Source organism: Streptomyces sp. NPDC058741 (assembly GCF_042746715.1).
Lineage (GTDB): Bacteria > Actinomycetota > Actinomycetes > Streptomycetales > Streptomycetaceae > Streptomyces.
Map to the genome: position 1 here is coordinate 93,965 of NZ_JBHYQH010000008.1, position 19,405 is coordinate 113,369.

The following is a 19,405-nucleotide window of genomic DNA, read 5'->3' on the forward strand; positions in this document are numbered from 1 at the left end:
GGCTGCTCTCGGGTGCCGCAGCGGCCGCCCCGGGCACCTTACGCCCCGCTCCGCGGGCGGGGCACGGCCCGGCGGGGCACGGCCGGGAACGGCGCGGCCCACCCCGGGCCGTGGCCCTCGCGGACCACGGCCCCACACCGGGCGGTTTGTTCGGGCCCGGGTCCGCTCTCACGGCACCGGGCGGTTGTTCGGCCGTCGAGGTCGGGTCAGACCGCGAGCGCCTGGGCGCGGCGCTTCACCTCCGTGCCGCGGTTCTCGCTCAGAGCCTGCGCGGGGGTGCCGGGCAGGCTGGGGTCGGGAGTGAAAAGCCACTCCAGCATCTCTTCGACCGTGAAGCCGTCGTCCCGCAGCAGCGTCAGGGTGCCGGACAGGCCCTTGACGACCTTGTCCCCGTCGATGAAGGCGGCGGGGACGTGCAGCGCGCGGTTCTCACCGCGGCGTACGGCGATGAGCTGGCCCTCCTTGACCAGCTGCCGGACGCGCGTCACCTCGACGCCGAGCATCTCGGCGATGTCGGGGAGAGTGAGCCAGGCGGGGACGAGAGCATCGATCTTTGCGTCAATCTCGGTCACGGAAACAAGCCTGCCATCCGCCGCTGACAGCCGGAAGTCGGCCCGGTCCACCCGGGCGCATGCGCGGGGCGGGTCCCTGCCCCGCGCATGCGCCCGCGGCCCTACGCGGCAGCCGCCTTCAGTGGTCTGGCGGGGTCCACCAGCAGCACCGGGTTCATCGGTGTGCCCGACTCGATCAGACGCCGGCCCTGCGCCAGGTCCCGGGGCCGGCCCACCGCCAGCAGCGCGACCAGCCGTTCGCCGCGCAGCCAGCACACCGTCCAGGCCGGGCCCGACGGGTCGCCCCGCCACAGCGTCCGGTCCGCGCCCGCATGGTGCCCGGCGTACTGCACGAACCGCCCGAACTGCTCGGACCAGAAGTACGGCACCGGGTCGTAGACCGCCGGCATCTCCCCCGTGGCCCGGCCGGCGATGTTCGCGGCGACCGTGCGCGGCCCCTGCAGGGCGTTGTCCCAGTGGTGCACCAGCAGGCGCTCGCCGTAGCGGCCCGAGGGAAAGGAGGCGCAGTCGCCGACCGCGTACACGTCGGGCACGGAGGTGCGCAGGTGCTCGTCGGCCAGGATCTCCCCGTGCGCGCCCAGTTCGATCCCGGACCCGGCCAGCCAGGCCGTCGCGGGGCGGGCACCGATGCCGACGACGACCGCGTCCGCGGGCAGCCGCGAGCCGTCGTCGAGGTACACCGCGCCGGGCCCCACGCGCTCCACGCGCGCGTGCGTCCGCAGCACCGCGCCCGCGTCGGCGTACCAGCCGGCCATCGGCGCGGCGACCTCGGGCGGCAGCGCCCCGGCCAGCGGCCGGTCGGCGGCCTCCACGACGGTCACCGCGCAGCCCGCCTCCCGGGCGGCGGTGGCGAACTCCGCGCCGATCCAGCCCGCCCCGACGACCACGATCGCACCCTGCCCCGCCAGCACAGGCCGCAGCCGCTCGGCGTCGTCGAGGGTGCGCAGCAGATGCACGCCCGGCTCGTGCTCCGCGCCGGGCAGCCGGAGCGGATCGGCCCCGGTCGCGGCGACCAGGACGTCGTAGGGGACGGGCCCGTCCCGGGTGTCCAGCTCGTGGTCGCCGGGGCGCAGCCGCAGCACCTCGCAGCCGAGCCGCAGTTCGATGCCGAGGGCCGCGAAGTCCACGTCGAAGGCGGAACCCTCGGACTTGCCGAGCAGGACGGCCTTGGACAACGGGGGCCGGTCGTAGGGCTGGTGGGGCTCGGCGCCGATCAGGACCACGTCGCCGGCGAAGCCCCGCTCGCGCAGGGCGACCGCGGTCTGCACCCCGGCCATGCCCGCGCCCGCCACGACCACGCGCCGCGGCGCGGACGACCCTGGTTCCCGCGTCTGCTCGCTCACCTGATCACCATAGACAACTGACACCCCGTCAGTCAGTGCTCGTGCGCCGTGACCTGGTCCACAACGCTGGTCCCGCTGCCCTGCTGGGACTCCCACTCCCAGCTCTCCTCCAGCCGCACCCGCCCGTCGGGCAGCTCCACGACCGTCGACACGCAGTGCCCCGAGGAGGTGGACCCGTCCCGCTTGAGCTGGACGTACCGGAAATCCAGCCTGTCACCTTCCCGCATACCCACGAGATGCCCGTGTACGACGTCCGCCCGCGTAGTCGGCCCAGATCCGCCCGTCCCGCTCGTGGTGGGTGAACCGGGTGCGGGTCCCCACCTGGCCCGGGGCCCGGTCGGCGACCGGGGCGAGGACGAGACCGTCGAGCGATCGGGCCATGGGCGAGGCTCCCTTACTGCGGTGTGCCGGCTCGGGCTAGGGTGGCCGACGTAGAGCACTCGCGGGAGCCCGGACGCACCGGGCTGAGAGGGAGGCTGGCGGCCTCCGACCGTACGAACCTGATCCGGGTCATGCCGGCGAAGGGAGGGGCTGGACGCCCATGTCGCGTACGCCGACCTCAGACGTCCTCGTCATCGGGGGCGGGATCATCGGCCTGGTCACGGCCTGGCGGGCCGCGCAGCGCGGGCTCTCCACGGCCGTGCTGGACCCCGAGCCGGGCGGCGGCGCCGCCCGGGTGGCGGCCGGGATGCTGGCCGCCGTCACGGAACTGCACTACGGCGAGCAGACCCTGCTCGGCCTGAACCTCGCCTCCGCCCGGCGCTACCCGGACTTCGCCGCGGAGCTGACCGAGCTGACCGGCCACGACCTCGGCTACCGCCGCTGCGGCACCCTCGCCGTGGCCCTGGACGCCGACGACCGGACCCACCTGCGCGAACTGCACGCCCTGCAGCAGCAGTCGGGCCTGGAGTCGCAGTGGCTGCCGGGGCGGGAGTGCCGCCGGCTCGAGCCGATGCTCGCACCCGGGGTGCGCGGCGGGCTGCGGGTCGACGGCGACCACCAGATCGACCCGCGGCGGCTGGCCGCGGCGCTGGTCGAGGCGTGCGAGCGGGCGGGCGTGGCCGTCCACCGGGAGTGGGCCGAGCGGCTCACCGTCGCACGGGACCGGGCCACGGGTGCCGTCACGGCCGGCGGGACCACGCTGGGAGCCGGGCGCGTCGTACTGGCCGCGGGCAGCCTGAGCGGGCGGCTCGCGGGCGTCCCCGAGGACGTGCTGCCGCCGGTGCGGCCGGTGAAGGGACAGGTCGTGCGGCTGACCATGCCGGGGCGGCACGGGCCGTTCCTGAGCCGGACCGTCCGCGCGGTGGTGCGGGGCAGCCACGTCTACCTGGTGCCGCGCGAGAGCGGCGAGCTGGTGATCGGGGCGACCACCGAGGAGCAGGGCTGGGACACCACCGTGACCGCGGGCGGCGTGTACGAGCTGCTGCGCGACGCGCACGAGCTGGTCCCGGGCATCACCGAGCTGCCGCTCACCGAGACCCGGGCCGGGCTGCGGCCGGGCTCCCCGGACAACGCCCCGCTGCTCGGCCCGACCGGTCTGGACGGGCTGCTGCTGGCCACCGGGCACTACCGCAACGGCGTCCTGCTCACACCGGTCACCGGCGACGCCCTGGCGCACGCCCTGGTCACGGGCGAACTGCCCGAGGAGGCCCGGCCCTTCACCCCGCGGCGCTTCCACGCCGCGACCGCACTCACGGAGCAGCCCGTATGAACATCTCCGTCAACGGGGAGCCCCGGGACGTCCGGCCCGGCACGGCTCTCGACACCGTCGTGAGGTCGCTGACCGCCTCGCCCTCCGGGGTGGCCGCCGCCCTCAACGAAAACGTCGTCCCGCGCGCACAGTGGCCTTGCACACCGCTGTCCGAGGGGGACCGCGTGGAAGTCCTCACCGCCGTCCAAGGAGGCTGACGATGGCCGACGATCCGTTCGTCCTCGGTGGTACGTCCTTCACGTCCCGCCTGATCATGGGCACGGGCGGGGCGCCCAGCCTCGACGTGCTGGAGCGGTCGCTGGTGGCCTCCGGCACGGAGCTGACGACGGTCGCGATGCGCCGCGTGGACGCCTCGGTGCACGGCTCGGTGCTGTCCGTCCTCGACAAGCTCCGCATCCGGGTGCTGCCCAACACGGCGGGCTGCTTCACCGCCGGCGAGGCCGTCCTGACCGCCCGCCTCGCGCGCGAGGCGCTCGGCACGGACCTGATCAAACTGGAGGTCATCGCCGACGAGCGCACCCTGCTGCCGGATCCGATCGAGCTGCTGGACGCCGCCGAGACGCTGGTCGACGACGGTTTCACGGTGCTGCCGTACACCAACGACGACCCGGTGCTGGCGCGCAGGCTGGAGGACGCCGGCTGCGCGGCGATCATGCCGCTGGGCTCACCGATCGGCTCGGGGCTCGGCATCCGCAACCCGCACAACTTCCAGCTGATCGTCGAGCACGCGCGCGTGCCGGTGATCCTGGACGCGGGGGCCGGCACGGCGTCGGACGCGGCGCTGGCGATGGAGCTGGGGTGCGCGGGTGTGATGCTCGCCTCGGCGGTGACACGGGCCCGGGAGCCGGTGCTGATGGCCGACGCGATGCGGCACGCCGTGGAGGCGGGCCGGCTGGCGTACCGCGCCGGGCGCATCCCGAGGCGGCATTTCGCGCAGGCGTCCTCCCCCGCGGAGGGCAGGGCCGTCCTGGACCCGGAGCGGCCCGCCTTTCGCTAGACCGCCGGCGACACGTCACAGGTCGGCTGCAGTCCCGACCCGGATTCCGGCGGCGGGACAGGGGTGTCGGCGGTGACTCGTACACTCGCCTGCGTGGACACGACCCTTCAGGACCCCTTGGTCGGGCAGGTGCTCGACGGCCGGTACCGCATCGACGCGCGGATCGCGGTCGGCGGGATGGCCACGGTCTACCGGGCCGTGGACACCCGGCTCGACCGGGTCCTCGCGCTCAAGGTGATGCACCCCTCGCTCGCGGTCGACGGCTCGTTCGTCGAGCGGTTCATCCGCGAGGCGAAGTCCGTGGCCCGGCTGGCGCACCCGAACGTGGTGCAGGTCTTCGACCAGGGCACCGACGGCTCGTACGTCTACCTCGCCATGGAGTACGTGGCGGGCTGCACCCTGCGGGACGTGCTGCGCGAGCGCGGGGCCCTGCAGCCGCGCGCCGCCCTGGACATCCTGGAGCCGGTCCTGGCCGCGCTCGGCGCCGCGCACCGCGCCGGGTTCGTGCACCGCGACATGAAGCCCGAGAACGTCCTGATCGGGGACGACGGCCGGGTCAAGGTCGCCGACTTCGGCCTGGTCCGGGCCGTGGACACGGTGACGAACACCACCGGCACCGTCCTCGGCACGGTCTCGTACCTGGCCCCCGAGCAGGTAGAGGACGGCACCGCCGACCCCCGCGTCGACGTGTACGCGTGCGGCGTGATGCTCTTCGAGATGCTGACCGGCGACAAGCCGCACGAGGGCGACTCCCCGGCCGTGATCCTCTACAAGCACCTGCACGAGGACGTCCCGCCGCCCTCGGCCGCCGTGCCCGGCCTGGCCCACGAGCTGGACGAGATGGTCGCCTCGGCGACGGCCCGTACCCCGGAGATCCGCCCGTACGACGCGGTGGCGCTGCTCGCGCAGGTCCGCGACGGGCGCGCACGGCTGAGCCCGGACGAACTGGACGCGGTGCCGCCGCGGGCGCTCGCCCCGGACCACGACAACGCCGACGACCGGACGAGCGTGATCCCGCGGGTGCTGACCACCCCCACGCTCGACTTCACCCGGGCGGCCGCACCCCCGTCGGACCCGCTGCCCCCCGGTGAGGCCGGGGAGGGCTCCGAGGCCGCCCTCCACCGCACGAGCCGGCTCGCCTCCCCGCCCCCGCCTCCCCCGGCCCGGCGCCGCACGGGCTCCCGGCGCGGTCCCGTGTCGATCGTCGTCGCCGCCCTGCTCGCGGTGGGCCTGGTCGCCGGCTTCTGGTACATCAACTCGGGCCAGTTCACCAAGGTCCCGCCGCTGCTGACGAAGACCCAGGAGCAGGCCGAGGACCGGCTGGCGGACGCCGGTCTGGAGCTCGGCAAGGTCGAGCACGCCTACAGCGACACGGTGGAGCGCGGCCGGATCATCAGCACCGACCCGGAGCCCGGGGCGCGCATCCGGGGCAACGACGCGGTGAGCATCACCCTCTCCGACGGGCCCGAGACGGTGCGGGTGCCCGCGCTGGCGGGCCGGGAGCTGGACGAGGCCCGGTCCCGGCTCAAGGAGGACGGGCTGGAGCCGGGCATGGTCACGCGGGAGTTCAGCGAGGACGTGCGGCGCGGCTCGGTGATCTCCGCACGGCCGGCGGACGGCACTCAGGTGCGCGCGGGCTCGGCCGTCGCGCTCGTCGTCAGCAAGGGCAGCCCCGTGGACATCCCGGACGTCACCGGCTCCGACCTGGCCGACGCCAGGTCCGAACTGCAGGACGCCGGTCTCGAGGTGAAGATCGCCCCCGAGCGGGTCCACTCCTCGGAGTACGGCAAGGGCCAGGTCGTCGGCCAGACCCCCGGGCCGGGCGGCCGGGCCGCCCAGGGCGACACCGTGACGCTGACCCTGTCCAAGGGCCCCGAGATGATCGAGGTCCCGGACGTGGTCGGCGACAGCGTGGACGAGGCCAGGCAGGCACTGGAGGGCGCCGGATTCGAGGTCGACGAGGACCGCGGTCTGCTCGGCCTGTTCGGCGACACCGTCAGGGCGCAGTCCGTCGAGGGCGGCGAGACCGCGCCCAAAGGTTCGACGATCACCATCAGGATCAGGTGAGGGGCCCGGCGGGGAGCCCGTGGACGGGCCCGGCCCCGACGCATGGCACCCTGAACGGGTGAACCCTCAGCTGTCCGGCCCTTCCCGCAACCCCGTGGGCGGCCACGTCCCCGTGGCCGGCGGCCTCCACCGCATCGGTCTGTCCTACGCCCGTGACCTGCGGGCGGAGGCCGTCCAGGTCTTCGTCGCCAACCCGCGCGGCTGGGCCACCCCGGTGGGCGACCCCCGGCAGGACGAGGCGTTCCGCGCGGCCTGCGAGGCCGAGTCCCTCCCCGTGTACGTGCACGCCCCCTACCTGATCAACTTCGGCTCGCACACCGAGGCGACCGTGGAGCGGTCGGTGGAGTCGCTGCGGCACTCGCTGCGGCGCGGGCGGGAGATCGGGGCGCGCGGCGTGGTCGTGCACACCGGCAGCGCGACCGGGGGCCGGGAGCGGCCGGTGGCACTGCGGCAGGTCCGGGAGCGTCTGCTGCCGCTGCTCGACCAGCTGACCCACGACGACGACCCGTTCCTGCTGCTGGAGTCGACCGCCGGGCAGGGCGCCTCGCTGTGCAGCAGGACCGGGGACTTCGGCCCGTACTTCGAGGCCCTGGACGCCCACCCGATGCTGGGCGTGTGCCTGGACACCTGTCACATCTTCGCCGCCGGGCACGATCTGACCGGCCCCGACGGCATGCACCGGACACTGGACCTGCTGGTGGACACGGTCGGCGAGGGCCGGCTGAGGCTGATCCACGCCAACGACTCCAAGGATGTGGTGGGCGCCCACAAGGACCGGCACGAGAACATCGGCGTCGGCCACATCGGCGAGGACCCGTTCCGGGCACTGATGACCCACCCCGCGACCGAGGGCGTACCGCTGGTCATCGAGACGCCGGGCGGCAGGCAGGGGCACGCCGCGGACGTGGAGCGGCTGAAGAAGCTGCGCGACGGCTGAGGCGTCAGACGCCGGGCCCGTCCCCGGGCTCCTCCTGGTACGAGTAGCGCTGCTCCCGCCACGGGTCGCCGATGTTGTGGTAGCCGCGCTCCTCCCAGAAGCCGCGGCGGTCGGCGGTCATGTACTCCACGCCGCGCACCCACTTGGGGCCCTTCCAGGCGTACAGGTGCGGCACGATCAGGCGGAGCGGGAACCCGTGCTCGGCGGTGAGCAGTTCGCCGTCCTTGTGGGTGGCGAACAGGGTCTGGCCGGCGGCGAGGTCGGTCAGCCGGAGGTTGGAGCTGAATCCGTACTCGGCCCACACCATCACATGGGTGACGTCGTCCGCGGGCGGGGCGAGGTCGAGGATCGTGCGGGCGGGGACGCCGCCCCACTCGGCGCCCAGCATGCTGAACTTCGTGACGCAGTGCAGATCGGCCACGACGCTCGTGTGGGGCAGGGCCGTGAACTCCTCGTGGGTCCAGCAGTGCTTGCCGCCCTCGGCGGTGGCCCCGAAGACCCGGAACTCCCAGCGCTCGGGCCGGAACTTTGGCACGGGTCCGTAGTGCGTGACCGGCCAGCCGCGCTGCAGGCGCTGTCCCGGGGGCAGCACGGGCTGTGTCGCTCCCGACGAATCGTGCCCTTCTTCCGATTCGTGTCCCTGCGGCTGCCCCATGACTCCATCCTGACAGACCCCGGGTGATGCCCCTGACCGGGGTCACGCCGAACGCGACAAAAACAACTAAGCATGCCCTTACTTACTAAGTGAACACTTACTGGACGATCTTCGCGCCCAGTGGAATCATGCGGCGCAACCCGCCAGTCCCCCGCGTTGGAAGGAGCCTCTGCTATGCAGGGCGACCCCGAGGTCCTCGAATTCCTGAACGAACAGTTGACCGGCGAGCTGACCGCGGTCAACCAGTACTGGCTGCACTACCGGATCCAGGACAACAAGGGCTGGACCAAGCTCGCCAAGTACACGCGTGAAGAGTCCATGGACGAGATGAAGCACGCGGACACGCTCACCGAGCGCATCCTCATGCTGGACGGTCTGCCGAACTACCAGCGGCTCTTCCACGTGCGGGTCGGGCAGACGGTCACCGAGATGTTCCAGGCCGACCGGCAGATCGAGGTGGAGGCGATCGACCGCCTCAAGCGCGGGATCGAGGTGATGCGCAGCAAGGGGGACGTCACGTCGGCGAACATCTTCGAGGAGATCCTCGCGGACGAGGAGCACCACATCGACTACCTGGACACGCAGCTGGAGCTGATCGAGAAGCTCGGTGAGGCGCTGTACATCGCCCAGCAGATCGAGCAGCCGAGCTAGGACCCGCCCGTCAGGCGGCGTCCTCCAGGCCGGTGAGCACCGGCCGGCCCTGGTCGGCCGGCTCGCGGCGGGGGCACGCGCCCCGGCCGAGGATCGACTGGATCCGGCGCACGCAGGACCCGCAGTCCGTACCCGCCTCGCAGGCGGAGGCGATCTGGCGGGGGGTGCCGGCGCCGTTGTCCGCGTGCTGCTTGACCTGCTGCTCGGTGACACCGAAACAACTGCAGACGTACACGCGGTCCACCTCCCGACGGGGTCGTTCTCTGGCGCCGTCCCCGATGATCGGTGAGGCTAACCTAACCTTACCTGCCGGGTCCGGGCCGCAACAGTGGAGAGGGGCGCGGATCGTGTGATCCGCGCCCCAGTCCGTGCCCTCGAAACGGAACCCCTACTGGTCCCGGTACATCTCCGCCACGAGGAACGCCAGGTCGAGCGACTGGCTGCGGTTCAGGCGCGGGTCGCAGGCCGTCTCGTAGCGCTGGTGCAGGTCGTCGACGAAGATCTCGTCGCCGCCGCCGACGCACTCGGTGACGTCGTCGCCGGTGAGCTCCACGTGGATGCCGCCCGGGTGCGTGCCGAGCGCCTTGTGGACCTCGAAGAAGCCCTTGACCTCGTCGAGCACGTCGTCGAAGCGGCGGGTCTTGTGCCCGGAGGCCGCCTCGAAGGTGTTGCCGTGCATCGGGTCGGTCACCCAGGCCACGGTGGCACCCGAGGCGGTGACCTTCTCGACCAGCTCGGGGAGCTTGTCGCGGACCTTGTCGGCGCCCATGCGCACGATGAAGGTCAGCCGGCCCGGCTCCCGCTCGGGGTCGAGGCGGTCGATGTACTGCAGCGCCTCCTCGGCGGTGGTCGTCGGACCCAGCTTGATGCCGACGGGGTTGCGGATCTTCGAGGCGAACTCGATGTGCGCGTGGTCCAGCTGCCGGGTGCGCTCACCGATCCACACCATGTGCCCGGAGACGTCGTACAGGCTGCCCGTGCGCGAGTCGACCCGGGTCAGGGCGGACTCGTAGTCGAGCAGCAGCGCCTCGTGGGAGGCGTAGAACTCGACCGTCTTGAACTCCTCCGGGTCGGCCCCGCAGGCGTGCATGAAGTTGAGCGCCTGGTCGATCTCGCGCGCCAGCTGTTCGTAGCGCTGCCCCGACGGGGACGACTTCACGAAGTCCTGGTTCCAGGCGTGCACCTGGCGCAGGTCGGCGTAGCCGCCGGTGGTGAAGGCGCGCACCAGGTTCAGCGTGGAGGCGGAGGCGTGGTACATCCGCTTCAGCCGCTCGGGGTCCGGGACCCGGGCCTCCTCGGTGAACTCGAAGCCGTTGACGGAGTCGCCGCGGTAGGTCGGCAGCGTCACGCCGTCGCGGGTCTCGATCGGCTTGGAGCGCGGCTTGGAGTACTGGCCGGCGATACGGCCGACCTTGACGACCGGCACGGAGGCGGCGTACGTCAGCACGGCGCCCATCTGGAGCAGCGTCTTCAACTTCGCCCGGATGTGCTCGGCGGACACCGCCTCGAAGGATTCGGCGCAGTCACCGCCCTGGAGCAGAAACGCCTCACCTCGCGCAACCGCCGCCATACGCGCGCGCAGCTGGTCACACTCGCCGGCGAACACGAGCGGGGGATACATTTCAAGCTCGGCGATCACATCGCGCAGAGCCTCGGCATCCGGGTACTCGGGCTGCTGCGCCGCAGGCAGTTTTCGCCAGGTCGCCTGATCGGCGACGCTTTGAGAATCAGCGTTCACGGTCACGCGCACCACAGTACGCGGTCGCATAGGCCGTCCATTCCGGCGCTCAACAAATGAGACGAGGGCCTCTCCGCCCGGCGGCGGAGAGGCGGATCCGGCATCCCCGCAGTGGCGGGGAGCACCGCGCCCATGTGAAGCAGCGTCCTCAGCCTGGGGCCATCCCCGCGCCGACGGGGAACACCACCTGTAACGACGCGAGACCGCACATGTCACGCGTCGCATCGTGTAGCGTGCCTGCCGTGTTCGCGCACTCGATCCAGACCTGGTGGTGGACCGCTCATCCGGCGGCCCACTGACTGCGCGTACGCACAGACTTCGCGAAGGCCGCCCGAGGGGCGGCCTTCGGTGTTCCCGGGGTCCGTTCCTCTCTCCCCGAGAAGGAGCACGGACCCATGAACCTGCTCGGCTTGCTGGACGACCCCCGTCCGTTCGCCCTGCTCCGCCGCCGTACCCCGGGCCACGACCACGAGCTGGTCGAGGTCCTGATCGGCCCGGTCGCCGTCTGCGACCGCCTCGCCGACCTGCCCGACGAGAGCCTCGCGCTCGTCCCCTTCCGCCAGATCCGCGAGCGCGGCTTCGATGTCCGCGACGACGGCACGCCCCTGCTCGCGCTGACGCCAGAGGAGTCGTACACCGTCCCGCTCGCCGACGCCCTCGAACAGCTCCCGGCGCACGAGGTGCGCGTCAACGGCGGTCGCTTCGACATCACCGACGAGGAGTACGCGCGGATCGTCGGCCGGGTGCTGGACGAGGAGATCGGCCGGGGGGAGGGCGCGAACTTCGTGATCCGGCGGACGTACGTGGGTGAGATCCCCGGGTTCGGGCGGGCCGACGCGCTGGCGCTGTTCCGGCGGTTGCTGCAGGGCGAGCGGGGCGCGTACTGGACGTTCGCCGTGCACACCGGGGACGGGCGGGAGACGGGTGGGCGGACCCTCGTCGGCGCCAGCCCCGAGGTGCACGTCCGGATGTCCGGCGGAACCGTCGTCATGAACCCGATCAGCGGCACCTACCGCTACCCCGCCGAGGGCCCGACGCCCGAGCACCTGTTCGGCTTCCTCGCCGACGGCAAGGAGGTGGAGGAGCTGTCGATGGTCGTCGACGAGGAGCTCAAGATGATGTGCACCGTCGGCGACATGGGCGGGGTCGTGGTCGGGCCCCGGCTGAAGGAGATGGCCCATCTCGCGCACACCGAGTACGAACTGCGCGGCCGGTCCTCGCTGGACGTGCGGGAGGTGCTGAGGGAGACCCTGTTCGCGGCGACCGTCACGGGCTCGCCGGTGCAGAACGCATGCCGGGTGATCGAGCGGCACGAGACCGGCGGGCGGGGCTACTACTCCGGGGCGCTGGCGCTCGTCGGCCGGGACGCGGGCGGGGCCCAGACCCTCGACTCCCCCATCCTGATCCGCACCGCCGACATCGACGCCGGCGGACGGCTGCGGGTATCGGTCGGCGCGACCCTGGTGCGCGGCTCGGATCCGCGCAGCGAGGTCGCCGAGACCCACGCGAAGGCGGCGGGTGTGCTGGCGGCGCTGGGGGTCGCTCCTTCCCGTCCGCGCGCGGAGGCCGTCCGGCCGAAACTGGCCGACGACCCCCGGGTCCGGGCGGCGCTGGACGGGCGCCGGGCCTCACTGGCGCCCTTCTGGCTGCGGATGCAGGAGCGGTCCGCTGAACTGGCGGGCCACGCCCTGGTCGTCGACGGGGAGGACACCTTCACGGCGATGCTCGCGCACGTGCTGCGGGCCGGCGGGCTGGAGGTGACCGTGCGGCGGTACGACGAGCCGGGACTGCGCCGGGCGGTGCTCGGGCACGCGGGGCCGGTGGTGCTCGGGCCCGGGCCGGGCGATCCGTCGGACACGGCGGATCCGAAGATGCGGTTCCTGCGCGCCCTGACGGCCGAGGTGATCCGGGCCGGGGGGCAGGGCGTGCTGGGCGTCTGTCTCGGGCACGAGCTGATCGCGGCCGAGCTGGGGCTGGACATCGTGCGCAAGGACGTGCCGTACCAGGGGGCGCAGACGGTGATAGAGCTGTTCGGGCGGCGGGAGACCGTCGGCTTCTACAACAGCTTCGTGGCGCGCTGCGACGACGGGGCGGCGGCCGAGCTGTCGGCCCACGGGGTCGAGGTCTCCCGCGCCGCGAACGGGGAGCTGCACGCGCTGCGCGGACCGGGCTTCGCCGGGGTGCAGTTCCACCCGGAGTCGGTGCTGACGCTGAACGGGGCGCGGATCGTGCGGGAGCTGGTGGGGCAGCTGCGGGACACGAGCACGCCCACGGCGTAGCCGGGGTCCGGCCGGGGCCGCGCCGCCCCGGCCGGAGCCGACCGGGCCCGGAGCGCCGGCCCCGCCGCCTCGGACAGTCCCCGGGCCGTGCGGCGTCTCACTCGTCGTCGAGGCCGCGCTCGATGGCGTACCGGACCAGTTCCACGCGGTTGTGAAGGTGGAGCTTGCCCAGGGTGTTCTGGACGTGGTTCTGCACCGTGCGGTGGGAGATCACCAGGCGTTCGGCGATCTGTTTGTAGCTCAGGCCCTTGGCCACCAGGCGCAGCACCTCGGTCTCGCGGTCGGTGAGCCGGGGCGCCTTCGGCTCGTCGGCGGCGGGGGCCGGTTCGGAGGCCAGGCGGCGGTACTCGCCGAGGACCAGTCCGGCCAGGCCGGGGGTGAAGACGGGGTCGCCGGCGGCCGTCCGGCGGACCGCGTCCTGGAGCTCCTCGGTGGAGGCCGACTTCAGCAGGTACCCGGTCGCCCCGGACTTCACGGCCTCCAGGACGTCGGCGTGCTCGCCGCTGGCGGACAGCACCAGCACGCGCAGGGCCGGGTTCGCCGCCACGACCTCCTTGCAGACCTGGACGCCGGGTTTGCCGGGGAGGTTCAGGTCGAGCACGAGGACGTCGGGCCCGGCGGCCTGGGCGCGGCGCACGGCCTGCTCGCCGTCGCCCGCGGTGGCGACCACCTCGAAGCCCGACTCCGCCAGGTCGCGGGCGACGGCGTCACGCCACATGGGATGGTCGTCGACCACCATGACCTTGATCGGGCCCTCCTGCCGGTCGTCCGTCGTCCCCGTCATCGCTGCTCCGCCTTCCCCCGTGGGTCCTTCGCGTCCCGCGTGCCCTTCGGCACCTTCAACTCGACCTCCGTGCCCTGGCCCGGCACCGAGATCAGCTCCGCGCTGCCGCCCAGGTCGCGCAGCCGGCCGCGGATCGACAGGGCGACCCCGAGCCGCCCCTCGCCCTCGGCCTGGGCGAGCCGGCCCTCGGGGATGCCGGGGCCGTCGTCCCGGACGGTGACGATCACCTCGTCCGGCTCGTCCTCGACCAGGATCCAGGCACGCGCCCCGTCCCCGGCGTGCTTGCGGACGTTGTCCAGGGCGGCCCCGACCGCCGCGGCCAGCTCGCGGGCCGCGGCCGGCGCCAGCGGCACGGGCGCGCCGGGCTCGGCGAGGCTGACCCTGGAACCGGCGTACGGGGCGAGCAGGGCGCGCAGGTCGGCCGGGCCGCTCTCCCGCGGCTCCTCCTCGACGGCGCGTACCACCGCGCCCTGCGCGGCGTCCTCCGAGACCCGGGAGACCGGCACCAGCCCGCCGGAGACCAGGGTGCGCAGCGCGACCTCCTGCTCGCCGGCCATCCGGCCCAGCTCCGCCGCCTCGCCGCCGATCACCGCGCCGCGCCGCTGCACCATGGCCAGCACCTGCAGCACGCTGTCGTGGATGTCCCGGGCGAGCCGCTCCCGCTCCCGCGTGGCGGCCTCGATCTCCAGGGCGCGGGCGAGGGTGCGCTCGGAGGCGCGGGCGACCTCGACGACGTAGCCGATGGCGACGGAGGCGATGCAGACCAGGATGACGTTGTGGACGGTGTCCCGGGCCGGGGCGCCGCGCTCGACGAGGTTCGCGACGGCCACCAGGCCGGAGGCGAGGGCCGCCCAGCGCCAGCCGCCCTTGATGGCGCAGGCCAGGACGGCACCGGCGGTCCAGATCGACGGCAGGGTCGGGCCGCCCGCCTGGACCCGCTCGTGGGCGTCGGCGAGGGGTGTGAGGAGGATGCCGGTGACGGCGACGGTCAGGTCGGCGGCGAGGAACCGCTTGGTGCAGCGGGCGGCGTTCGCGACCAGGGGCAGCGTGGCCAGGGTCCACACGCCGAGCACGGTGTAGTAGCCGACGGCGACCCAGGGGCGGGGGAACTCGTCGTAGGCGGTGGTGAACAGGCCGACCGCGTACAGCAGGGTGAGCACCCGGTAGGCGGTGAGGGCACGCCACAGCGGCTGCTCGACCGACATCCTCATCACCCGCTCGCGTCCGGCCATGTCCCCCACCACCCCGGGCTGAGCCCCGGCTAGGGCTCGGTCCGCCGCTGCTCCGCCTGCTGGTCCTCGGCCCGGTTCCCGGCGGCCGTCTCCCGGCCGGCCGCCCGGTCCCGCTCGGCCTTCTCCTCCTCGGCCTTCTCCTCCTCGGCCTTCTCCTCCTCGGCCTTCTCCTTCTCGGCCCGTTCCTTCTCCGCGCGGGCGAGCGCGGCCCTGGCCGCCTTCTCGGCCTCCTTCTCCGCCTTCGCCGCCTCCGCGAGCTGCCGCTTCATGGCCGTCGCGTACATGTCGACGTACTCCTGGCCGGAGAGCCGCATGATCTCGTACATGACCTCGTCGGTCACCGCGCGGAGCACGAACCGGTCGTGCTCCATGCCCTGGTAGCGGCTGAAGTCCAGCGGCTTGCCGATCCGGATGCCCGGCCGCATCAGCTTCGGCACGACCTTGCCGGGCGGCTGGATCTTCTCCGTGTCGATCATGGCGACCGGGATGACGGGCGCGCCGGTGGCGAGCGCCACGCGCGCGAGGCCGCCCGGCTTGCCACGGTAGAGCCGGCCGTCGGGCGAGCGGGTCCCCTCCGGGTAGATCCCGAAGAGCTCGCCGCGCTCCAGCACCTCGACGCCGCTCCTGATGGCGGCCTCCCCCGCGCCGCGCGCACCGGAGCGGTCCACGGGCAGCTGGCCGACCCCCTTGAAGAAGGCGGCCGTCAACCGGCCCTTGACCCCGGGCGTGGTGAAGTACTCCGCCTTCGCGATGAACGTGACCTTGCGGTCCAGCACCGCGGGCAGGAAGAACGAGTCCGAGAAGGACAGGTGGTTGCTCGCCAGGATCGCGGGGCCCTCGGCGGGGACGTTCTCCAGGCCTTCCACCCAGGGCCTGAAGGCGACCTTCAGCGGTCCCCCCACAGCGACCTTCATCGCGCCGTACAACAACCGAGTGCCTCCTGTATGTGTCGATCAGACCTTAACCCGGAGCGCCGCCAAAGGCTCCTGCGGCCCTGGTCGGTGTCAGTGCGGTCGCGTACCGTGAAGGTCCCGCGAACGCCGTGCGACTCCTTCCATGACGTTCCGTGACATCCCTGATCGTGTCCGTCCCTTCTCACGACCTGGAGGCCGAAGGTGCCGGTCCTCGCCGGAGCCGAGCCGTTTCGCCACGAGGGCGGGGAGGTCGCCGTCCTCCTCTGCCACGGCTTCACCGGTTCCCCGCAGTCGCTGCGCCCCTGGGCGGAGTACCTCGCCGAACACGGCCTGACCGTCTCCCTGCCGCTGCTGCCCGGGCACGGCACACGCTGGGAGGACCTGCGGATCACGGGCTGGCAGGACTGGTACGCGGAGGTGGACCGCGAGCTGCGCCTGCTGCGCGAGCGCAGCGCGCAGGTCTTCGTCGCCGGTCTGTCCATGGGCGGCGCCCTGGCCCTGCGGCTCGCCGCCCAGCACGGCGACGCCGTCAGCGGCGTGGTCGTGGTGAACCCGGCGAACAAGGTGCACGGCCTGGCCGCGCACGCCCTGCCGGTGATCCGCCACCTCGTCCCGGCCACCAAGGGCATCGCCAGCGACATCGCCAAGCCGGACAGCAGGGAGCTCGGCTACGACCGGGTGCCGCTGCACGCGGCGCACTCCCTGCGGCAGTTCTTCCGGATCGTCGACGGCGAGCTGCCGCAGGTCACCCAGCCGGTGCTGCTGCTGCACAGCCCGCAGGACCACGTGGTGCCGCCCGCCGACTCCGCGCGTGTCCTCAGCCGCATCTCCTCGACGGACGTCCGGGAGGTCCTGCTGGAACAGAGCTACCACGTCGCCACGTTGGACCATGACGCGGACCGGATCCACGAGGAGAGCCTCGCGTTCATCGGCCGGCTCGCGTCCGGCCCCGCCCAGGAGCCCGGTCCCGGCAAGGAAGGGACGACCGCAGGTGGCTGAGCACGACTCCGACCGCGAGGGCCGCGAGCCCGACGAGAAGGGTGTCCCGTTCGACGAGGAGGCCGCGTGGGCGGCGATCGTCGCCGGGTACGGCGAGGAGCCGCCGGACCCGCCGGGTGCCAAGCCCTTCAAGTCGGTCGAGGACCTCGCGCTGCTGGAGTCCCCGACCAACGACGACCGGTCCGCCCCGGCCGGCGCCGGACCGGCGGCCGGTGACGCCCGCAAGCCCGGCGAGCCGGACGGGCCGGAGCCCAAGGGCACCCGGGAGGCCGGGGCCGCCGCGGACGAGCCGGTGAAGCCGCTCGGCGGTTCGGTCTCCTTCGCGCCCGGGGTCGGCCCGCGCGACTACACCGCGCCCGCGCCGGCCGAGGACGACTTCGACGAGGACGACGAGGGGCACTTCGTCCCGCCGGAGCCGCCGCCGCTGCCGGCCGCCGACGTCACCGCGAGGTTCGCCTGGCTCGGGGTGCTCGGCGGCCCGGTGCTGCTCCTGCTGGCCGTGCTGCTCGGCTGGGATATGACCTGGTGGCTGGCGACCCTGGGGATCGGCGGGTTCCTCGGCGGGTTCGCCACGCTGGTGATGCGGATGCGCACGGACGACGAGGACGACGGCGACCCGGGGCGCGGCGCGGTCGTCTAGGGACGGACGGAATATGCCGTGACGACAGGCTCTAGGAAGCAGGCACTCTGAGGGCGGCCAGGACCGGAAGGTGGTCGGTGGCCGCGTTCAGGTCCGCCTCGGTCACCCCGGGGTGGCCGAGCGGGACGCCGCAGCCCAGCACCTCGACGCCCCCGGTCGCGAAGATCGCGTCAATGCGCTGGCAGGGGTCGGCGGGGGTCCAGGTGTGCTCACCGCCCCAGGGTGCCGCGGCCCGGCAGTCGGTCAGCCGCTCGGCGAGCCGGCGGAAGGCGGGGCCCTCGGGGCGCTCGTTCAGGTCGCCGCCGGCGATCGCGTGGTCCACTCCCAGGCCGGTCAGCCGGTCCAGCAGCAGGCCGGCCTGCTGGAGGCGTTCGTCCTTCTGCAGCGAGAGGTGGCAGCTCAGGACGCCGAGGCGGGTGTCGGCGAAGCGGACGACCGCGAGGGCGAAGCCGCGGCGGTGCAGTCCGGGCGTGGGAGGCAGGAGCACGTCCTGGGTCCGCTCGACGGTGGCCCGCAGGGAGCAGAGGATCGCGGGGCCCGTGGTGGTGGCGCCGCCGGTGAGGACCACGAGGTCGCAGGCGCGGGCCAGCCGGGCGAGTTTCTTGCGCCAGCGGAAGAAGCGGGGGGCTTCCTGGATGAGGACGAGGTCGGGCGCACAGGCCCTGATCACCCGGGCCAGGGCGTCCGTGTCGTCCCGCATCGAACGGATGTTGTAGCTGAGGACCCTGATGACCGCGGAACCGTCGGGTTCGGTACGGGAGTCGGGGAGCAGGGGCATGTGATCAATCTACGCCCGGGAGCTCGGGGCGCGGGGGTGTACGCGAAGGCCGGCCGGGTGCGGCCGGTCGCGCGGTGTCCCGCGCCCCCGGGAGCGGCGGCGCGTCACACGATCGGGTCGGGCTCCCTGGCCAGGTCGGCCGCGCCCACCAGGCCCGCCTTGTTGCCCAGTTCCGCGGCGCGGACCTCGGCCACCGGGCGCCAGTTGCCGCCCACCAGCCAGCGCTTGTAGGACTTGCGGATCGGGCCCAGGACCAGTTCGCCCTCGTCGGAGAGACCGCCGCCGACGATGAACGCCGAGGGGTCGAAGAGGGAGGCGAGGTCGGCCAGGCCCGCGCCGACCCAGCGGGCCAGCTCGCGGTAGGAGTCGACGGCGACGCGGTCGCCCTGGCGGGCGGCCATGGAGATGTGCTTGCCCTCGATGCCGTCGGGCGTGCCGTCACCGAGGCCGAGCAGCGTCTCGGCGTTCTCCGGGGTGGCGTTGGCGCGCTGCTTGGCGTACCTCACCAGCGCCCGGCCCGAGGCGTACTGCTCCCAGCAGCCCTGCGAGCCGCAGCCGCACAGCAGGCCGTCCGGCACCATGCGGATGTGGCCGAACTCGGCGGCCACGCCGAAGTGCCCGCGGCGCAGCTTGTTGCCGATGATGATGCCGCCGCCGAGGCCGGTGCCGAGGGTGATGCAGATGACGTTGCGGTGGCCCTTGCCCGCGCCGAACTTGTACTCGCCCCACGCCGCGGCGTTGGCGTCGTTCTCGACGACCACCGGGAGGCCCACGCGGGCCTCGACCTTCTGCTTGAGCGGCTCGTTGCGCCAGTGGATGTTGGGCGCGAAGTACACCTCGGAGCGCTGCCGGTTGACGTAGCCGGCGGCGCCGATGCCCACGCCGACGATGTCGTGTCCGGCACGCGCTCCGTCCACGGCCGATGCGATGGCGTCCACGATGCCCTCGGGCGTGCCCGGGGTCGGCACCTTGTGGGTCGAGAGGATGTTGCCTTCCTCGTCGACCACGCCGGCCGCGATCTTCGTGCCGCCGATGTCGACGCCGATGGTGAGTCCCATGAATCCCTCAGTTTCGGTCGAGCCCCGCTAGGGGCAACGGTACCCGAGGC

At 73.1% G+C, this 19,405-nt stretch carries 20 protein-coding genes, 1 pseudogene and 1 riboswitch; of the genes and pseudogenes, 10 read left to right on the forward strand and 11 right to left on the reverse strand.

Annotation, left to right across the window (positions count from 1 at the left end; translation table 11 throughout):
* Positions 1-206: 206 nt before the first annotated feature.
* The 3 genes and pseudogenes from ACFW6P_RS09240 to ACFW6P_RS09250 all read right to left on the reverse strand — a co-directional run bounded on the left by ACFW6P_RS09240 (position 207) and on the right by ACFW6P_RS09250 (position 2,296).
* On the reverse strand, positions 207-572 hold the full coding sequence (locus tag ACFW6P_RS09240; protein WP_356435086.1) for an Rv2175c family DNA-binding protein: 366 nt from the start codon (positions 570-572) through the stop codon (positions 207-209).
* Between the two features lie 101 nt (positions 573-673).
* A complete protein-coding gene (locus ACFW6P_RS09245) occupies positions 674-1,915 on the reverse strand; it encodes an NAD(P)/FAD-dependent oxidoreductase (protein ID WP_386355195.1) in 1,242 nt (413 codons plus the stop codon).
* 32 nt (positions 1,916-1,947) lie between these two features.
* Positions 1,948-2,296 (reverse strand): annotated as a pseudogene (locus ACFW6P_RS09250) (hypothetical protein).
* Positions 2,297-2,347: 51 nt separating this feature from the next.
* Positions 2,348-2,459: riboswitch (TPP riboswitch) on the forward strand.
* Here ACFW6P_RS09250 and thiO point away from each other — a divergent pair.
* The 5 genes from thiO to ACFW6P_RS09275 all read left to right on the forward strand — a co-directional run bounded on the left by thiO (position 2,457) and on the right by ACFW6P_RS09275 (position 7,627).
* Positions 2,457-3,626, forward strand: a complete 1,170-nt coding sequence (thiO, locus tag ACFW6P_RS09255) for a glycine oxidase ThiO (RefSeq protein ID WP_386355192.1) — start codon at positions 2,457-2,459, stop codon at positions 3,624-3,626. (Overlaps the previous riboswitch by 3 nt.)
* Complete coding sequence (thiS, locus tag ACFW6P_RS09260) at positions 3,623-3,823, forward strand: sulfur carrier protein ThiS (protein ID WP_386423285.1); 201 nt, start codon at positions 3,623-3,625, stop codon at positions 3,821-3,823. The genes thiO and thiS overlap by 4 nt, the downstream gene beginning before the upstream one ends.
* 2 nt (positions 3,824-3,825) lie before the next feature.
* Positions 3,826-4,623 carry a thiazole synthase gene (locus ACFW6P_RS09265; RefSeq protein ID WP_386355187.1) on the forward strand — a complete coding sequence of 266 codons (798 nt, stop codon included), beginning with the start codon at positions 3,826-3,828 and terminating at the stop codon, positions 4,621-4,623.
* A gap of 93 nt (positions 4,624-4,716) precedes the next feature.
* A complete protein-coding gene (gene pknB / locus ACFW6P_RS09270) occupies positions 4,717-6,690 on the forward strand; it encodes a Stk1 family PASTA domain-containing Ser/Thr kinase (protein WP_386355184.1) in 1,974 nt (657 codons plus the stop codon).
* A gap of 58 nt (positions 6,691-6,748) precedes the next feature.
* Positions 6,749-7,627, forward strand: a complete 879-nt coding sequence (locus ACFW6P_RS09275) for a deoxyribonuclease IV (RefSeq protein WP_386355182.1) — start codon at positions 6,749-6,751, stop codon at positions 7,625-7,627.
* A gap of 4 nt (positions 7,628-7,631) precedes the next feature.
* Here the strand turns inward: ACFW6P_RS09275 and ACFW6P_RS09280 are convergent, their stop codons facing one another.
* The gene (locus ACFW6P_RS09280; protein ID WP_386355180.1) at positions 7,632-8,282 is read right to left on the reverse strand and encodes a sulfite oxidase-like oxidoreductase; all 651 of its coding nucleotides are present in this window, start codon (positions 8,280-8,282) and stop codon (positions 7,632-7,634) included.
* 174 nt (positions 8,283-8,456) lie between these two features.
* Here ACFW6P_RS09280 and bfr point away from each other — a divergent pair, with 174 nt between their 5' ends.
* Positions 8,457-8,933, forward strand: a complete 477-nt coding sequence (gene bfr / locus ACFW6P_RS09285; RefSeq protein ID WP_386355179.1) for a bacterioferritin — start codon at positions 8,457-8,459, stop codon at positions 8,931-8,933.
* A 10-nt stretch (positions 8,934-8,943) separates the two neighbouring features.
* Here the strand turns inward: bfr and ACFW6P_RS09290 are convergent, their stop codons facing one another.
* Together ACFW6P_RS09290 and ACFW6P_RS09295 are read right to left on the reverse strand one after the other, a co-directional pair.
* Entirely contained in the window at positions 8,944-9,177 is a 234-nt protein-coding gene (locus ACFW6P_RS09290) for a bacterioferritin-associated ferredoxin (protein WP_386355176.1), read from the reverse strand.
* A 144-nt stretch (positions 9,178-9,321) separates the two neighbouring features.
* On the reverse strand, positions 9,322-10,677 hold the full coding sequence (locus ACFW6P_RS09295; protein WP_386423287.1) for a class II 3-deoxy-7-phosphoheptulonate synthase: 1,356 nt from the start codon (positions 10,675-10,677) through the stop codon (positions 9,322-9,324).
* Between the two features lie 203 nt (positions 10,678-10,880).
* Here ACFW6P_RS09295 and ACFW6P_RS09300 point away from each other — a divergent pair, with 203 nt between their 5' ends.
* Positions 10,881-10,970 carry a trp operon leader peptide gene (locus ACFW6P_RS09300; RefSeq protein WP_386423288.1) on the forward strand — a complete coding sequence of 30 codons (90 nt, stop codon included), beginning with the start codon at positions 10,881-10,883 and terminating at the stop codon, positions 10,968-10,970.
* A gap of 96 nt (positions 10,971-11,066) precedes the next feature.
* Positions 11,067-12,950: an anthranilate synthase family protein gene (locus ACFW6P_RS09305; protein WP_386423290.1), complete on the forward strand. Its 1,884-nt coding sequence runs from the start codon at positions 11,067-11,069 to the stop codon at positions 12,948-12,950.
* A 97-nt stretch (positions 12,951-13,047) separates the two neighbouring features.
* Here ACFW6P_RS09305 and ACFW6P_RS09310 read toward each other — a convergent pair whose 3' ends face one another.
* Genes ACFW6P_RS09310 through ACFW6P_RS09320 form a run of 3 tightly spaced genes read right to left on the reverse strand, consistent with a single transcriptional unit; the run spans position 13,048 to position 15,880 of the window.
* A complete protein-coding gene (locus tag ACFW6P_RS09310) occupies positions 13,048-13,734 on the reverse strand; it encodes a response regulator (RefSeq protein ID WP_386355166.1) in 687 nt (228 codons plus the stop codon).
* Positions 13,731-14,966 carry a MacS family sensor histidine kinase gene (macS, locus tag ACFW6P_RS09315; RefSeq protein ID WP_386355163.1) on the reverse strand — a complete coding sequence of 412 codons (1,236 nt, stop codon included), beginning with the start codon at positions 14,964-14,966 and terminating at the stop codon, positions 13,731-13,733. The genes ACFW6P_RS09310 and macS overlap by 4 nt, the downstream gene beginning before the upstream one ends.
* Positions 14,967-14,995: 29 nt before the next feature.
* Entirely contained in the window at positions 14,996-15,880 is an 885-nt protein-coding gene (locus ACFW6P_RS09320) for a lysophospholipid acyltransferase family protein (protein WP_386423292.1), read from the reverse strand.
* Positions 15,881-16,081: 201 nt separating this feature from the next.
* On the opposite strand from ACFW6P_RS09320, the gene ACFW6P_RS09325 reads away from it, so the two are divergent.
* Together ACFW6P_RS09325 and ACFW6P_RS09330 are read left to right on the forward strand one after the other, a co-directional pair.
* Positions 16,082-16,879: an alpha/beta hydrolase gene (locus tag ACFW6P_RS09325; RefSeq protein WP_386355157.1), complete on the forward strand. Its 798-nt coding sequence runs from the start codon at positions 16,082-16,084 to the stop codon at positions 16,877-16,879.
* Complete coding sequence (locus ACFW6P_RS09330) at positions 16,872-17,519, forward strand: hypothetical protein (RefSeq protein WP_386355154.1); 648 nt, start codon at positions 16,872-16,874, stop codon at positions 17,517-17,519. The genes ACFW6P_RS09325 and ACFW6P_RS09330 overlap by 8 nt, the downstream gene beginning before the upstream one ends.
* A gap of 31 nt (positions 17,520-17,550) precedes the next feature.
* Here ACFW6P_RS09330 and ACFW6P_RS09335 read toward each other — a convergent pair whose 3' ends face one another.
* Both ACFW6P_RS09335 and ACFW6P_RS09340 read right to left on the reverse strand, forming a co-directional pair.
* Positions 17,551-18,297 carry an endonuclease/exonuclease/phosphatase family protein gene (locus ACFW6P_RS09335; RefSeq protein WP_386355151.1) on the reverse strand — a complete coding sequence of 249 codons (747 nt, stop codon included), beginning with the start codon at positions 18,295-18,297 and terminating at the stop codon, positions 17,551-17,553.
* A gap of 104 nt (positions 18,298-18,401) precedes the next feature.
* A complete protein-coding gene (locus tag ACFW6P_RS09340; protein WP_386355148.1) occupies positions 18,402-19,355 on the reverse strand; it encodes an ROK family glucokinase in 954 nt (317 codons plus the stop codon).
* Positions 19,356-19,405 lie beyond the last annotated feature (50 nt).